The organism is Vibrio sp. SSH13-20 (genome assembly GCF_040104475.1).
GTDB classification, from domain to species: Bacteria; Pseudomonadota; Gammaproteobacteria; order Enterobacterales; family Vibrionaceae; genus Vibrio; species Vibrio harveyi.
On record NZ_JBECOU010000012.1, the window covers coordinates 64,164 to 80,854 of the forward strand.

Below are 16,691 nucleotides of genomic sequence, written 5' to 3' on the forward strand. Positions count from 1 at the left end.
CCTTGGCACGCATCATGATACGTCTTTGAGTAACAACAACGAATCAATTGGCTCAAGGAGAGAACGATGACAGATATCGTAGTATTTGGAGAAGACTTCGGCGGCTTGCCATCTTCCACTCAACATCTGATAAAGCACCTAGCGAACAACCATCGTATTCTTTGGGTCAACTCGATCGGCTTAAGACAACCAAAGTTCACACCAAAAGACGCTAAACGCCTCGTCACCAAACTGACTGGATCATTCAAACAACAAGACAAGGTTCAAACGCCTTTCGGCCAAGAGGATGTCTCAAACATCCACACCATCACTTTGCTGACGATCCCTGCTCCCAAATCTAAATGGGCACGTAACGTCGCGACGAAAATGATGAAACATCAACTGAGCAAAAAACTGAATGAGCTCGGCTTTCAACATGCCGTTTTTTGGACGTCACTGCCTACCGCTGTGGATATTTGTCGAGAAATGAGTACCAAAGGCATTGTTTATTACTGTGGTGATGACTTTGGCGCACTCGCGGGTGTCGATCATCGAACCATTTTGGAACATGAAGCTGACTTGATTGAGAACGCAGACCTTATTTTGGTTGCCAGCGATAAGCTTGCCGCGGAGCTTCCGCAAGAGAAAACCGTGACTCTACCGCATGGTGTGGACTTCAGTTTGTTTTCAGAGCCAACGGCGAAAGCGCAAGATATGCCAAACAGTGGTCGCAAGGTACTGGGTTTTTACGGCAGCCTATCAGAATGGTTGGATTACCGTTTAATAGAGCAAGTCGCCGATCAAGCCCAGGATTGGGATTTGGTCTTTATTGGTCCAAATGAATTTCCTCACAACCCGTTGCCACAACGAAACAATATCCATTACCTAGGTCCACGAGCACATCAAGATTTACCTAGCTACTCACAACATTGGGATGCGAGCTGGTTACCGTTCGTCGATAACGCACAGATTCAAGCCTGTAATCCACTTAAACTATTGGAATACCTCGCCACAGGAACACCGGTCATCAGTACGGCTTTCCCAGCACTTAAGCCCTACCAACACATGTTGCATGTTGTGGCGGATGTGGATGATGTTCGTGCGAGCCTGAATCACTTACTCCCACCACCAGAGGGTTCACTCTCGATCATCCAACAACAAAGTTGGCAATCAAGAGCACGTCAAGTTGAGCGACTAGTGAGGGCGTTATGAACGATTTAAGAGACAACATCACCTTATTACTGCATGGTGCATGGCGACGCCGCTATCTGATTGTTATTCCTATGTTGGTATTGCCTATCTTAGGGTTTGTCGTCAGTAAAATGATGCCAACGAAATATGTGGCGCACACTAGTATGCTGATTCAAGAAACAGCCAAGATGAATCCATTCCTCGAAGATCTTGCCGTCTCAACCATGCTGAAAGATCGCTTGAGCGCGTTAAGTACCCTATTGAAAAGCCGTCATGTGCTGTATTCGGTTGCTCAAGAACAAGGCTTGATTGATGACACCATGGGACCAAAAGAACAAGAGTCCATCATTAAAGAGCTTGCCAATCGCCTCACGGTGCAACAGCTTGGTAAAGACTTCATTCAAATCCAGTTAACCAGCAGTAAGTCTGAAGGTATGGAAGATATACTTGGCTCCGTCAGCGATCATTTTGTAGAACAACTTCTTGCCCCAGAGCGATCTTCGATTAAAGACTCAAGCCACTTTCTTACCATGCATATTGATAAACGTCGTGAGGAACTGGATAGAGCCGAGCAAGCCTTTGCCGAATACAAAAACGCCTATTCGCACGCAACACCAGAGATGCAGGCACAAAGCCTGACTCGTTTAGCGAGCCTAAAGCAGACATTGGCAGAGAAAGAAGCGGAACTGGCTGGTGTAAAACGCAGCTTGGGTAGCTTGGACCAACAACTTTCTAAGACCAACCCAGTGATTGGTAAAATTGAAGAACAAATCATCGAGATCCGCAGTGAACTAACCCTACTTCGTGCCAAGTACACAGAAGCGCACAGTATGGTCCAAGGTAAATTGCGAGAATTGAATCGCCTAGAACAAGAGCGCGCCGTTCTACTCAACTCAAAACAACCTGAGATGAACAGTAACCAGCTTTGGGATATCGCCAGCACCGCAACGGTAAGTAATATTGGTGATGCGCAACCTCTGCTTGTTTCTCAGCTCCATCAATTGCAAATCATGCGCGGTCGATATGAATCGCTTCAAGAAGAGACAGCGAGTCTGCAAAGCATGATTCAAGAGTTAGAAACCAATGCGAATCGATTTGGTAGCACCGCAACTGAAATCAATCGACTGGCAAGAGATGTGACAGTCAAACGCCAATTGTACGAAGAACTGGTTGAACGTTATGAAATGGCCCAACTCACCGGTTCTTTGGGTGTATTTGAAGAAAATAAACGCGTGAAAGTCATTGATGAGCCTTACACTCCCACAATTCCAGCCAATTTACCCGCTTTTATGTTCGTTATCTTAGGGTTCATTGGTGGTGCTGGATTAGGTATCGGATTAGCAACCATTGCGGAACTGGCAGATAACTCGATTCGCTCACGAAAATCCCTTGAAAAACACTTGGGCGTCCCCGTGATTACCACTATCCCTAAAGTAATCTTCTAGCCAGAATTTTAAATTTCAGCATCATGTGAAGGCACTCGTTCGTTGAGTGCTTTCTCATCCCCATTCCCATTAAATCAAGCAATTAGCCGGAAATTTCTTTCATCCGTTAATTCTGAATTTCAAAATGAGAATATTCTTTTCTCATTTTGATGTTCAGCATGTCCAAATCATTAACTTGTTGTTTTTAATTACTTTAATTTTTGGCACATAGCGTGCACAAGTCAACATGTAGAAAAACAAATATATCGAGGACTCAGGAATGGAAAACTCAGACACTCGAACCTCAACCAAGAACGGCAATGTGATTGTACACGTCGTCCAACATCTCGCCCCCGGCGGATTAGAAACTCTGGTACTAGAGATGCTTCGTTTTGCTAAAGCAGAAGACTCCGTGTTTGTGGTTAGTCTTGAGGGGAACAAAACGGTTGCACTTCGTCATTGGAGTAAGTTGTTGGATTACCGAGACCAACTTTGCTTTCTCGATAAAGCGCCAGGTTTTAGCCTAACCACACTCCGAACATTGAAACATATACTCAAAAGACTCAACGCAAATGTCGTTCATACTCACCATATCGGTCCCTTACTGTATGGCGGGATTGCGACACGATTGCTAGGCATTAAAACCTTAATCCACACGGAGCATGATGCTTGGCACTTAAACAACCAAAAAGCAGCTAGATTACAAACAGTATTACTCAAGAGTCTTCGCCCCCAAGTTGTTGCAGACGCTGAGTTTGTCGCTGACCAAATAACCAACAAGCTAGGCTATCTTCGAGTCAGCACTATTCATAATGGGATTGATTGTGAAAAGTTCACCAATGGTAATCAAAACCAAGCCCGTGAGCGCTTTTCGCTTCCCACTGATAAGTTCATTGTCGGAACAGCAGGTCGTTTAGAAGCCGTTAAGGGGCAAGAGATCCTAATCAAAGCCTTCTCACATCTACCAACACATACACACCTTGCTATTGCAGGAAGCGGCAGCCAAAGAGAGCTATTAGAAGCGCAGGTACGCACTTTGGGACTGGAAGACAGAGTAACGTTCTTGGGCTTGGTTAGTGACATGCCGCACTTTTACCAAAGCTTAAATGTCTTTTGTCTACCTTCACTTCAAGAGGGTTTTCCACTTTCAACCTTAGAAGCACAAGCCTGCGGCGTCCCTTGCATTGCCAGTGACGTTGGAGCAGTAAAAGAGACGCTATGCCCACAAACAAGCGCATTGGTTGAGCCAAATAAAGTTCCCGTTCTAGCGGATGCATTGTCACAGCATTTATCAGAAATACCGCGTTCGCCTAGAGCCCATATTCTTAAGCATTTCGATATCCGCAATATGGTTAACCGCTACGCGATGTTAGCTCAAGGAGAGAACTTATGATTGATTTACTTTGGACCACTGGCTTCGTTTTGTCTGCGCTATTAATTGTCTACCATCACGTTGGCTACCCTCTTGTTCTGAACTGGCTTTCAACACGTCGTGAACAGCGCAAGGTAGCGAAGAAAGCAACGGTAAAAGAGCGTTGTTACAAAGCATCCAAAAACGACTGCATCTTACCTACGATGACAATCGTTGTACCTGCCTACAACGAAGAACAATGGATCGCAGAAAAGATCCGAAACCTTGCAAGCCTTGACTATCCGCGAGATAAATTAACGATTGTCATTGCTTGTGATGGATGCACCGACAACACAGCAGAGATAGCACAGAACACCATTCAAGAAGCGATCTGTGCTGACACTTTATTCATCATTCGAGACCACGCAATCAATCGTGGCAAAGTGACGCTCATCAACTCTGAAATGAAAAACATAACCACTGAGATTACCGTCCTTAGTGATGTTTCTGCCCTAGTCTCTTGTGATTCCTTACTGCTAGCGAGCCAACACTATCAAAATGAGAATATCGGTGTAGTCAATGCGACTTATCAAATCATGGCGACACAAAACCAAGGTGAAGCAGCTTACTGGCAGTACCAATCTAATGTGAAATACAAAGAGTCGTTGATTGGCTCAACCATTGGTTCTCACGGCGCGTTCTATACATTTAGAACCAAACTGTTCACGCCGCTCGAACCTGAGATCATTAACGATGACTTCATTTTACCAATGCGTATCGTACTACAAGGTTATGCATCCATTTATGAACCTAGGATGCTGGCTCTTGAGCTAGAAGAAAGCTCTGATAACTCTGACTTCAAACGACGTCTACGCATCTCTGCAGGCAATATGCAGCAGTTCTTGAAACTTAAAAAGCTGCTGTTACCCCGCTATCGTGGCACTGCATTTGCATTTTTATCAGGAAAGGTACTGCGTCTTGCGACTCCTTACCTAATGATCATGTGTTTCGTGAGTTCGTTATTGTTGATGGAATACCCTACGTTTCAAGCTCTACTCGTAGCGCAGTTAGCCGTTTACTCAATCGCTCTCATCACTTATTTAATCCCAGCGTTCAATTTGTTTAAGCCATTCAAGTTGATCAACTACATAGTAGTCGGACACATAGCAAACTTCGCAGGCGGGCTTCGTTATCTTCTAGGAATGGAAAATGGTCGCTGGAAGCGCGTTAATCAATAAGGAAAGTATCATGAAGACTTCACGTTATGACTCAAATATTCATTTAGCAAAACGCGCTTTCGATGTTGTGGTTTCAATGGTTATTTTGCTTGTAGCCCTACCAGTCATGCCAATCATTGCAATGGCAATCATGAGCAACTCAAAAGGACCTGTCATTTATCGTCAGCTTCGTGTGGGTCGTTGTACACCAGACAAGATGGAGCTGTTTGAAATCATGAAGTTTCGTACTATGTATGTCGATGCCGAGCAACGTTCTGGCGCGGTATGGGCTTCAGAGAATGATCCAAGAATCACACCTGTCGGTCGATTCTTACGTAAGACACGCTTAGATGAACTGCCACAGTTATTCAATGTGCTAAAAGGTGAAATGTCGTTGATTGGTCCTCGTCCTGAGCGCCCTGCTTTTTACCAAAAGCTAGAAGATGAGATTCCTTACTTTGTTGAACGCACTTACGGTGTTCTACCAGGCATCACAGGGTTAGCACAAGTCAATCAAGGCTACGACTCATGTATTGAGGATGTTCGCCGTAAAGTCGGCTTCGACCACAGCTACGCATTGAGCCTAAGCTCATTTTACTCGTGGATTTCGATGGACATCGCCATTATGAGCAAAACACTGGTTGTCATGATCGATGGCAGGGGTCAGTAGTATTCTTGAGACCAAAAGAGGTTAAAACGTTATTCTTGCCATTGGCGACGCATGTTTTCGATCGTCGCTGATGGCACATCATGAATGCTTTGATATTGCTCACGACACACATGCACTTCCACTTCAATTTGCTTTTTCTCACAATACTTTAGGTAGCGCTTCATTTCCCAATGACGAACAAAGGTATTGCTGACAATCACCACCTTACCTTTATTAAGCCACTTACGGGTTTGTTGAAAACACCATTCATGGGCATCCGCTAGCTTCGTACCATCAAAAACGTATTCTCCAATTTCATTCTCAAAATACATGTCAGCTTCAAAGTGTTTCGCTTTGAGCTGTTTGGACAATTTCTTAGCAAGCGTTGTCTTTCCAGAGCCTGGTAAACCACGAATAAGAAGGAGTTTTGCGTTGGTCATGATCGGATGATTTCAGTGAAAAACCAGCAAACTGTACGCTATTTTTGCAGAAAAGAAAGTCCAACTAACCACTAGGATTATTCATTCTGTGAATCCCACCCTCAGTTGTGAAAATTTGTTCAATACAAAGCTAATCTTTTTGTTCCCTCCTGCCGCTTTTAAAACTAGAATGCGCGCGCATTTATCGAGCCCTAAAAACTTACTAAAAGTTAATTACTTAACAGCATAATCTCGATAGCTCTGAGCTTTAAAATAAAGTAACTCTCAACCAACTCGCCATCCAAATGACGATGGCACTTCATAAGGGTTTAGTCTTTGAAACGAAGTCTTCTTTCAATCCTTGTCGCTTCGCTGCTGTTTGGCTGCGGTGGCGATGAAAGCAACAACTCAACAAATACCACGCCACCGACTGTTGAACCTGATTTACCGCCAGATCAACCAGATATCGGTGTAACCACGTATCAAGGTAAACTGTTTATTCATAGTAAACAGTTAACCGGTGATCTTGAGTGTGATGATCAGGATATCAGTGAGTCAGGCTACTTCACTTATACCGCTTCTAAAGGCACATTCACCTGTCAATTTGGTGGTATTACTCTAGGTACGTTCAACTACCTAGTGCCAGAACAAACACGTGAAGGTTCACAACCATCTGAATTAACTCAAGCGTATGATCTTAAAGATGTGCTAGGTAAACACGCAAGTAATGCTACTAAGCTGTTAAACAAGATCGACACATGCCCTACTCAAGATACGCAAGTGTGTTTAGATGAAATCAACAGCTACGATATCCAAGACCTGTATCTAAGCGAAGATCAAGCGGCGATTGATGAGTTTCTCAATCCAAGTGTCGCGAATGAGGGTGAGCAACCAAGCGCACACGTTGATCCAGAGCTTCAGCCAGAAGTCACCCCAGGTGCAAGTAACAACTTAACCGGGTCGTTTGTTTCTGCCAACGCCGAAGCAACTTATGAATACAAGCCAAGCGCTGCAAACAAACCACTAACGACAAGTCGCTTGACGGACTCGCAAGGTCACCCCCTTGCCGGTGTTGAGTTCTTCAGCCACTCTGCCCGTGGTATGACAGATGCAAACGGCGAGTTTGAATACCTATGGGGCGAGAACCTGATCTTTGGTATCGATACCTTCACACTCGGGCAAGTTAAAGGTAACAAGGTAAATTACCAACTTGCGGATTTAAGTGACAATCCGTTGGTAAAACAAAACCTAGAGGCGTTTGTTCATCGTTATGGTATTCAGACTGACAGCAACATTGAGATCAACGATAACGTTCGTCAGGTATTTGCGCAGTACCCTAACGTAATCAATGAACTGATCAACCTTAGCTTACCAAACGGCGCAAAGATTGAAGGTACTAACTTCACGACGCCAAACGAGTTTGCTGCACAGTTTAGCCAAGGTTTAACGCAGATCATCGATGGACAGTTGAAACAAGCACCACAGTGGTCAGGCTTTGCGGCACCTATGTTGCGTACCGTTCGCGCTACAGGGAGCAATTATGTAACGCAATCTCTGCATCAAATTTATGCAGGCGTGGATAGCGTGCACATCTTCCATGATAACCATGGTTGGGGCGGTTCTGGTTATACACGTGCAATGCGTAACTTCAACCTAACCAATGAAGCATTCCCAGTGCTAATGCCACGTAATGACAACAGTTACTGGCTTCCTTTTGGTGAAGAGGCCGCTTGGACACGTGGCTCAGGTAAAGACAAGAAAGCTTACATCGTAGATGCAACGACCATTGATGAAACATCGACGGTCAAGATGCTGCGTCCGGAAAAAATCTCGAAACAAACAGCGACCTTCAATTTACCAACCATGACCGCGGGTATGATTGGTTCAGGTAAAGTAGTGTTCTTGGGTAACGCGATGTACACCTCTATTGTCTCGTGTCCAGAAAACTACTGGGCAGGCACAGATTTGGGCATTGAAAGCGAGAAACAAACATGTCGCTACAGCACGCCACACAACCAAGTTGCTCAAGACGCAGATACTCGTACCGACAACGGCAGCATGCAAAAGATGTTCGGCAACTTGATCAATTGGCTAGTACCAAACGCATCACAGGATTCGATTGCCATTGCGACAAACATCAGCAAGGGGCACGCTTTCCGTTGGGATCGCAAAGAGGGTCAAATCTACGACTTCTTCGTTAACCCAAGCTACCAACTTGGTGATATGGAACTGCTAAATAGTGGTTCATTCAGCACTCTTGATGCAACGACGACTCCGTTATTACTGCTTCAATCTTATGAGATTAAAACCGATGGCTATGATACCAAGTCCGTCGTTTCTGATATTCAACAGCCTAAGTTGGATGCAGATGACGTCACAGCGCTGATCGAATATGTAAACAACGGCGGCAACATCATCTTCTTTGATGCTCTAGAGGCAAGTAATCCTGAGCCTATCGCTCGTTTAGCTGATGCCGCTGGCGTCTCTGTAGGTGGTGCAAACGTTGCGAAGACCTTCCAGTCTCTTTGTTCAGATAGCTACTGGTGTCATAGTACATCGGGTCCAAACGTCCCTAACCTACACACAATGGCGGAATTCGATCTTGTGGTTTATGAGCGTTATGCCGATACCACAAAAATTGAAATCAATGACAATGGCACCGTCACATGGCCTGGCAATATCGACATGCCTACGCTTGAGATTCCGTTGTACAAGGTAACTGTTGGCGACCAAGAGCATCAGCGCTACGCCTTCCACATCGTGAAATCTGAGCAAGAGAAACAAACAGCCATCGCGGAACTGCAAAAGAACTTCCCAGGCGTGCCATTGTGTGAGGACGAATACCAATACGAAGTTAACTGTATTGAAGTACGTAAAGGTCATGGTATTCCGAGCCGAGGTAACCACCATCGTCCTGACTTCACTCGCTATGAAATGAGTCCTGAAGTCGTCGATAGTATGGTCAAGGCTGCAAACCTAGGTGCAAACATTGATCGCTTATTCTCTCACGAGCTTTACTACCGTAGTAAAGGTGAGATTGGTGAACGCTTGTCGCAAGCGGAGTTAACATCAACTTACGACAACCTATCAGTTTGGCTATGGAATGACGAACAGTACGAGTATAAACAGGACGTACAAGACGAGCTTGGCTTCAAACGCGCAGTCGAAATACTGAACTGTTACACCAATAACACTCACCAAGGCGGAATTGCATGTGGGCAAGAGACACAAGAGCAGTTAGCTAAATGGTCAATGATTACAGAATCAGGCGAACTTAACCCTTCTTACCCACTAAACTGGATGGAAAAACCGTTAACTCGCATGATGCTAGGTCGCTCATACTGGGATTTAGACATCAATGTTGATACGACAGGCTACCCAGGTCGACCATTGCAATCTGGAAGTTCGGCTAGTGTCGATATTCACACTAACAACAAAACCGTAATTGGCACCGCTGGCAGTATGCAATCGACAGGTTTGTGGGCTCCACAACTTGAAAATGTGACGATTTCCGGGGGCGTAAAAGCTTCGATTAACGTGGCGTTAGTTGATGATCTGACAGGGCGCGCGAATCATGAGTTGAGTTTGAAACGTCCACCTCGCGTTCAGAAGACCTTCCAATATGACGGGGCGCAATTAACCTTTAAAGTCCCTTATGGTGGTTTGATTTACATCCAGCCTCTTGAAACAGCTCAAGGTGACGTGGTGACATTCAACTTTAACGGCGTACTACAAGCATCTTGGTGGAAAGATGGCAAATGGGTAAACAACATCAATGCTGACGTACCACTTGCCGAAATCGATTCTGGTCATTTCATCTACACCACTCCTGTCAACAACGTACAGGAAACTGATGTACCTAAATTCGCTGATGAACTGAATGCCTTCGCAAATCATGCAAGCGACTTTTACGGACGCGATCAGGTGACGGAAGATGGCAAGCATCGTCGATTTACCTATGATGCTCTCTTAGCGAACCGACACCGCTTTGTGAATGATGTGCAAATCTCTATTGGTGCAGCACACTCTGGTTACCCAGTACAAAGCAACAGCTACTGGCCGACATGGACAGTGGTTCCAACGAACCCAACGAATGATTGGTTGCTATGGCACGAAGTGGGTCATAACTTAGCATCAGCACCATTTATGGTGGCTGGCTCAACCGAGGTGACCAACAACATTCTTGCGTTATACATGCAGGAGCAACGCGAAGCGAAGCCATACATGGACCGCATCGCAAGTGACTTATCTAAGTCACCTCTATGGCTAGACCGCTTTGAAGGTCACGCTTGGAGTGAGGCAGATGTCGGTATGCGCTTAGCCATGTTCGGTCAGTTGAAGCTTTGGGCAGAAGATCACTTTAACATCGACACCTGGTACTCTAATCAAGCATCTAAACCAAGCATTTTTGGTGAAGATCAGGGTTGGAACTTCTTCAAGTTGGCTCACCGCAAAGCTCGTGGTGACAGTGTTGGTGACCAAGGCATTAACTACTGTTCAACGCAGAGCAGCCAGTTAAGCCAAGGCGATTTGCTGATGGCGTGTACGTCTTATTTAACACAGTACGATTTGACGGATTACTTCCGCAAGTGGAACCCATCAGAAACTAAAGCCAACTTACCAAATGGCAGTGTTGATTACTCTGGTGGCTTAACACAAGCAGGCTTCAACGCCGTAGCGGCAATGAAACTACCAAAACCAGACAAATCCCCTTCTGAGTATTTGTCCGTTAAGTAAATCGCAGTAAATCAAAAGCCGACAGAATTCGGCTCTGTCGGCTTTTTTTGTTCATCGCGCTTTTAGTGCTCAAGCGGGATTACCCTGTAAGGAGTCGCTTCTCAAGATAACCAATTCACGAATATTTACATATCCCGTTGTAATCAGATAAGAAAAACCGCGGTCTGCCATTGAGAACTTATTCGTTACTCTTTAAAGGACTCCAAATGAAAGAAATACTGCCACTTAAACTCAAAAAACAGTTAGGACTAGGATTATTAGCATTGCGATTAAGTATCGCCTTGGTGTTTATTATGTGGGCACTAGATAAAGTCTTTGTTCCAGAACACGCAATGAAAGTATTTGCCGGCTTTTATGGTTTAGACATTTCAAGTGGAATCTCTGTCGCGATGGGGCTTGCCCAATTAGTATTTATTGGGATTTTTGTCGCTGGCTTATGGAAAAATATAACCTACCTCGCCATTTTAGTTTTACATGCTGGCTCAACCTTTTCTTCGTTTGCTAAATACCTAGACCCATTTAACAACCTGCTGTTCTTTGCTGCATGGCCAATGCTCGCAGCTTGCTTCGCGTTGTACCTGCTTCGAGAGCATGACACCTACACTTTGAGTAAAACACAGAAAACACCAATAAAGGCTTATACCTGACTGAAAACAAAAAAGGTCTAGCATTACGCTAGACCTTTTCTTTCATACCTTCAGTTGGTTTGATTACATATCTTTAAGTTGAGAATCCAGACTTGCAATCAGGTGTGAAGTGACGTCATCAACACTTGCTCCATCAAAATGGATATCTAATGTCGTTCCACCTTTAGAGATACTCAAGTTAGAGTCTGTTGCTCCATCTTGCGTAACTTCCACATGGTAATTACCAACATCACCAGCGTGATCGCCCGACTTCAGATCATCCAGTAACGAACCAAGTTCATCCTTAGATAGATCCTCGAACAAGTCAGAGAAATCAAGAGAGTCTTCGTTTGCATTGAAGTCTTTTACTGTATCTGTCTCATTTGCAACATCCACCCACTTGAAGATGTCTGCACCATCACCACCGGTAAGGATATCGTTACCCAAACCACCGATCAGGATGTCATCACCTATACCGCCGTCCAGCGTATCTGAGCCACCTTGCCCGAATAGGATATCGTTGCCTTCACCTCCAGACAGGTTATCCGCTCGGTCGCTCGAACGAGATTGCTCAAATTCAGCTTGGTTGTCAGTAATGTAGTTATGAACATCTTTCTCGGTAACAAGACCAACATCTTTACCTAATTGACCAGCAACATACTCTTGTAATGCAGATACACCTTGTTCATCACTAGAACCAAATCGAATTGCATCACCGAAGATAATATCGTCACCAGCTTGACTATCGATGTCATCTCTACCTTGAAGCAGAGCGACTTCCTTACCAAGGATAACTTCAGCCAACTGTGAAACATCAATGTTGGTTCGCACTGTATTGTCTGAGTCGTAGTTTTCGAGTGTGCTTGCGTCCAAGTTGTTACCAAGACCAATCGCATGCACTTCACTGAACTCTTCCAATGCTTTGTACATATTATCAGCTTGAGCGGTAACACTATTGCTGTAGTCATAGTAACCCGTGTTGCTGTACATGTAGCCAAGGCGGTCGCCAGTCGACAAAGAATAAACCTCTGTGTTGCTAGCGATAACCGTTTGGTTATTGTAAGTCACGACATCACCACGTTGATAATCGCTTGGTAATACGTCTCCCAAAGTAATAATTTTGCCATTTTCAGCACCAATCACCACATTAGTCATCGAAGCCAAATCATAAGCGCTATTGTGATCAGCTTGGTTCGGCGTACCATCAGAGATAAAGTATGTGACGTTATTTGCATCACTATCTTTACCTGCAAACCAATCTAGCACTGAATCAAATGCAGCTTCATAGTTTGTGTTACCACTGCCATTGTCTCTATTGTTTGCAAATGCAGTCGCGATTTTCGTTGAAGCGTCTGGGTCACTCAAATCAACTTCCAACAGCAACTTATCATTCGTTGCAAACGTTGTTAGCAAGACATTCACTTTACCCGAATGAGAACCGGTAGCACTGCTGATCAAGGTATCAAGTACCGTTTGAATCTCAGTCTCTGCTTTACCTACGTCATAACCCATACTGCCTGAAGTATCTAGAACAAAGGCAATGTTGTAATCCTCGCCCTCAACAATCTGCAGACCTTGGACATCACCAACAATAATGTCGTCATCAGCTGTACCGGTAATGTCGTTATCACCGTGCGTACCAGTAACGTATTCGTAATCGCGAACTGAAACTCGAGCCGATTCGGTCTCAGTCGCTTGGTCATTGTTTGATGACTCAACTGATGTTGCAGTGACACTTAATGGGAAGTCCAGACTACCTTCAAAATCGTACGGTACTTTTACATCAAAGTTAACTTGACCTTGAGCATCGAGATTCACGATATAGCCACCGCTTGACTCTTCCGCAACAGCTTGACCATTGACGTACAACTCAACACCATCAGGTAGACCATCAACAAGGACAGTTTGAGCTAATGACTCACTGGCATCAGTGTCAGCTAAGTCAACATCCACTTCAATCGGCACCCAACGATCTTGTAGAACCTCGTAAGTGCCATCTTTATTTATCTCAATCACCTTATCCGCAAAGACAACGCGCTCGATTTCGTACAGGTGATCACCACGGTCCTCAAAGCCCGTATTGTCATTTTCTGAATCGATTGAACGCTTGTCTAGGAAGATCCAATACGGAACTTGGCCACCATGGTTGTTCTTAAACGTAAACTGGTAGTCACTGAAGTTACCAGTTAGGTAAACCGTGTCTTTACCATCATATTGCGTTGTAGATCTTCCATCGTCACCGTAGAAAGAGTCATTTTGACGACCACCAACAAAGACATCATCACCAGCGCCACCATAGAAGGTGTCGTTGTAATTTGTACCGACAAATAACGAATCAGTATCTGAAGTGTCATTGTTACTACCCAAGGCTACATTCGCGACCGGATTCACTCTTTGTTGAACGCCATCCAAACCAATTGCATCTGCGATGATTTGGTTCTGAGCCAGAGTATTGTTTGTTGCCGATGTAACCAAACCGTGATTAGACTCAACCGCGTCGGTTTTCGACATATCACCCACAGAGATACTGATTGTTGGCTTATCTGCTACCGCTACGACGTCAATATCTAGTGTTTCAGTCGCTCCAGTATTTGTCGTGTACGTAATTGTCGGTACGTCACCTGACCAATCTTTTACTGGGTCAAACGTGTAACTACCATCTTGGTTCACAACCAGCGTGCCGTTGCTCAGCGATACCGTCTGACCAACCGCATAATCAGTGTTGTTAACCGTGATATGGTCAACCAGTAGAACGTTATCGCCATCTGAATCATTCAGCAGGACGTTACCTTGTAACTGATGATCTTCGTCTGTTGTAACAACATCACTTGCTGTATTCGTTGGCAAGTTTTCATGCACAACTACATTGATCGTCGCCGTAGAGTCAGCAGTATCACCATTAGACTCTTCTGTTGCTGTCGCAGTTACCGTGATAGTGAAATCATCATGAGAACCTGCAGGAGGAGTCACCGTCAGTCCGTCTAACGCCCATCCGGTTACATCTACCGCATCCGCGCTAGCAATAGTAATTGAGTTAGTGCCATCCGAGATCACCGCGCCTACAGGAATACCTTTCAATGTCACTTCAAGCGATTCTGAGCCGTCAGTATCATTTAGATTTGCTCTAATTTCAGATAGAGGAATCGCAGTATCTTGAGGACCTTCGTTCACTTGGTAGGTCTCGTAGACTTCAACACCATTCACTTCTTGTAGTGCAGAGGTTCTGATATCAGTCGCGTCTAACGCGTTAACATCACTAACCACAACCAAGTTACTATTGCTTAGGTTAACTGGCGCTTGACCATTAATAGAAACATCGACGTTGAAGTTACCCGGACCACTTTGATTGTGATGGTAAATCTCTAGCGGATAGAATCCAGAAACAGTAGGTACGAATGCACCACCCGTAATTGTACCTTGAGCATTACCCCAACGAGCTTCATCGACCAATGACCCACCAACTGTGATTGCAAGGCTATCGTCCGCGCGACCAGTGAAGTCGTAGCTTGTACCCGCTTCTAGGTAAACCAATCCTGTCACAAGTACTGCTTCATTTGCGGCTGTCGCATAAGACGACGTATCTTGCACATTCGAAGTTGTGGATTGATTACCGTTAGCAGAATCAAGAGCATCAATTGCATTGATAAGAACCTGACCTGTGACACCTAGCCCATTACCAGAACCCACTACGACGTTGTTCCAAGACGTAACATTGAACTCTTGCAGAGGTACCGACAAGCCTGGCGTTACGGTGCTCAAGGTTGGCGCATCAGCGTCAGGGGTGACATCAATGGTTAGCGTCGATTGTTGACCTTCGTTCTGACCATCTGTTGGTTTAAAGCCAATTTGAGCATAATGACCAGATTGATCACCAACATTGGTACCGCCAAAGCTACTATCACCAGACTCGTTTGTCTCCGGAGTAAATCTCACACCGTCAGCGTCAAACTGCGACTTATCGAGAACTTGATCTGCTTGAACAGCCTGCCAATCACCCTGAGCGTCTTTGTACTCAAGTAATCCGTCAATCGGCAGCGAGGTAATCTGAATCGATAGTGAAGCGTCTGCAGAATCCACATCCGTCACACCGAAAGATGCCCAATCAAGCAATACATCTGCGCCCTGTGCATCTTCATTCATAGTCACAGTTGTTGGCGTAGATTCTGGGGCATCATTCACACGAACCACGTCCAACGAATCCGTGTCTGTTACTTTCGGATTCACACCATCTGATACCGAAGCACTAACAGACAAGGTAGTTAGGTCAAGCTGGTCATTATTAACCGCTTCGACACCTTTATCGGTCAACTTAACTTGATCACCGTCTAGGACGAAGTAACCATCTGTGTTGTTTTCTAGCTGAACGGTAAGCTCGTCTGCTGGTGTATCTGTATCAGCAACAACAAGTGTTGCCACTACGGTATCGGTAGATACCGCATCTTCAGTCACGCTATCAACCGCGGTAACGTCGATGGTCGGTGCGTCGTTTACGCGAACCACGTCCAACGAATCCGTGTCTGTCGCTTTCGGGTTCACACCGTCAGATACCGAAGCAGTTACCGTTAGGCTATTCAAATCTAGCTGGTCGTTATTAACCGCTTCGACACCTTTATCGGTCAACTTAACTTGATCACCGTCTAGGACGAAGTAACCATCTGTGTTGTTTTCTAGCTGAACGGTAAGCTCATCTGCTGGCGTATCTGTATCAGCAACAACGAGTGTTGCCACTACTGTGTCGGTGCTCACCGCATCTTCAGTCACGCTATCAACCGCGGTAACGTCAATGGTTGGTGCGTCGTTTACGCGAACCACGTCCAACGAATCCGTGTCTGTCGCTTTCGGGTTCACGCCGTCAGATACCGAAGCAGTGACAGACAAGGTAGTTAGGTCAAGCTGGTCATTATTAACCGCTTCGACACCTTTGTCGGTCAACTTCACTTGGTCACCATCGAGCACGAAGTAACCGTCATCGTTGTTTTCGAGCTGAACGGTAAGCTCATCTGCTGGCGTATCTGTATCAGCAACAACGAGTGTTGCCACTACGGTATCGGTGCTCACCGCATCTTCAGTCACGCTATCAACCGCTGTGACGTCGATA

General features: G+C 45.1%; 9 protein-coding genes. 7 read left to right on the forward strand and 2 right to left on the reverse strand.

Annotated features, from left to right (window positions below):
• The first annotated feature begins 66 nt into the window (after positions 1-66).
• The 5 genes from ABMY42_RS24340 (at position 67) to ABMY42_RS24360 (ending at position 5,832) form a co-directional block, all read left to right on the forward strand.
• On the forward strand, positions 67-1,191 hold the full coding sequence (locus ABMY42_RS24340; protein WP_349266880.1) for a glycosyltransferase: 1,125 nt from the start codon (positions 67-69) through the stop codon (positions 1,189-1,191).
• Positions 1,188-2,615, forward strand: a complete 1,428-nt coding sequence (locus tag ABMY42_RS24345; protein WP_349266881.1) for a chain-length determining protein — start codon at positions 1,188-1,190, stop codon at positions 2,613-2,615. The genes ABMY42_RS24340 and ABMY42_RS24345 overlap by 4 nt, the downstream gene beginning before the upstream one ends.
• Before the next feature lie 259 nt (positions 2,616-2,874).
• Positions 2,875-3,987: a glycosyltransferase gene (locus tag ABMY42_RS24350; protein ID WP_269992511.1), complete on the forward strand. Its 1,113-nt coding sequence runs from the start codon at positions 2,875-2,877 to the stop codon at positions 3,985-3,987.
• The gene (locus tag ABMY42_RS24355) at positions 3,984-5,183 is read left to right on the forward strand and encodes a glycosyltransferase family 2 protein (protein WP_009697749.1); all 1,200 of its coding nucleotides are present in this window, start codon (positions 3,984-3,986) and stop codon (positions 5,181-5,183) included. The genes ABMY42_RS24350 and ABMY42_RS24355 overlap by 4 nt, the downstream gene beginning before the upstream one ends.
• 10 nt (positions 5,184-5,193) lie before the next feature.
• Positions 5,194-5,832: a sugar transferase gene (locus tag ABMY42_RS24360; RefSeq protein ID WP_029788493.1), complete on the forward strand. Its 639-nt coding sequence runs from the start codon at positions 5,194-5,196 to the stop codon at positions 5,830-5,832.
• Positions 5,833-5,861: 29 nt separating this feature from the next.
• Here ABMY42_RS24360 and ABMY42_RS24365 read toward each other — a convergent pair whose 3' ends face one another.
• On the reverse strand, positions 5,862-6,251 hold the full coding sequence (locus ABMY42_RS24365) for an ATP-binding protein (protein WP_009697747.1): 390 nt from the start codon (positions 6,249-6,251) through the stop codon (positions 5,862-5,864).
• A gap of 315 nt (positions 6,252-6,566) precedes the next feature.
• On the opposite strand from ABMY42_RS24365, the gene ABMY42_RS24370 reads away from it, so the two are divergent.
• Together ABMY42_RS24370 and ABMY42_RS24375 are read left to right on the forward strand one after the other, a co-directional pair.
• Entirely contained in the window at positions 6,567-10,967 is a 4,401-nt protein-coding gene (locus ABMY42_RS24370; protein WP_349266882.1) for an SslE/AcfD family lipoprotein zinc metalloprotease, read from the forward strand.
• A gap of 206 nt (positions 10,968-11,173) precedes the next feature.
• A complete protein-coding gene (locus ABMY42_RS24375; RefSeq protein WP_349266883.1) occupies positions 11,174-11,614 on the forward strand; it encodes a hypothetical protein in 441 nt (146 codons plus the stop codon).
• Between the two features lie 63 nt (positions 11,615-11,677).
• Here the strand turns inward: ABMY42_RS24375 and ABMY42_RS24380 are convergent, their stop codons facing one another.
• Positions 11,678-16,666, reverse strand: coding sequence for a VWA domain-containing protein (locus ABMY42_RS24380; RefSeq protein WP_349266884.1), 4,989 nt, complete (start codon positions 16,664-16,666; stop codon positions 11,678-11,680).
• Positions 16,667-16,691: the final 25 nt, after the last annotated feature.

Excerpts from the sequence above, each read along its gene's own strand:
- ABMY42_RS24340 (WP_349266880.1), top strand. The coding sequence starts at position 67 with ATGACAGATATCGTAGTATTTGGAGAAGACTTCGGCGGCTTGCCATCT.
- ABMY42_RS24345 (WP_349266881.1), top strand. The coding sequence starts at position 1,188 with ATGAACGATTTAAGAGACAACATCACCTTATTACTGCATGGTGCATGG.
- ABMY42_RS24350 (WP_269992511.1), top strand. The coding sequence starts at position 2,875 with ATGGAAAACTCAGACACTCGAACCTCAACCAAGAACGGCAATGTGATT.
- ABMY42_RS24355 (WP_009697749.1), top strand. The coding sequence starts at position 3,984 with ATGATTGATTTACTTTGGACCACTGGCTTCGTTTTGTCTGCGCTATTA.
- ABMY42_RS24360 (WP_029788493.1), top strand. The coding sequence starts at position 5,194 with ATGAAGACTTCACGTTATGACTCAAATATTCATTTAGCAAAACGCGCT.
- ABMY42_RS24365 (WP_009697747.1), bottom strand. The coding sequence starts at position 6,251 with ATGACCAACGCAAAACTCCTTCTTATTCGTGGTTTACCAGGCTCTGGA.
- ABMY42_RS24375 (WP_349266883.1), top strand. The coding sequence starts at position 11,174 with ATGAAAGAAATACTGCCACTTAAACTCAAAAAACAGTTAGGACTAGGA.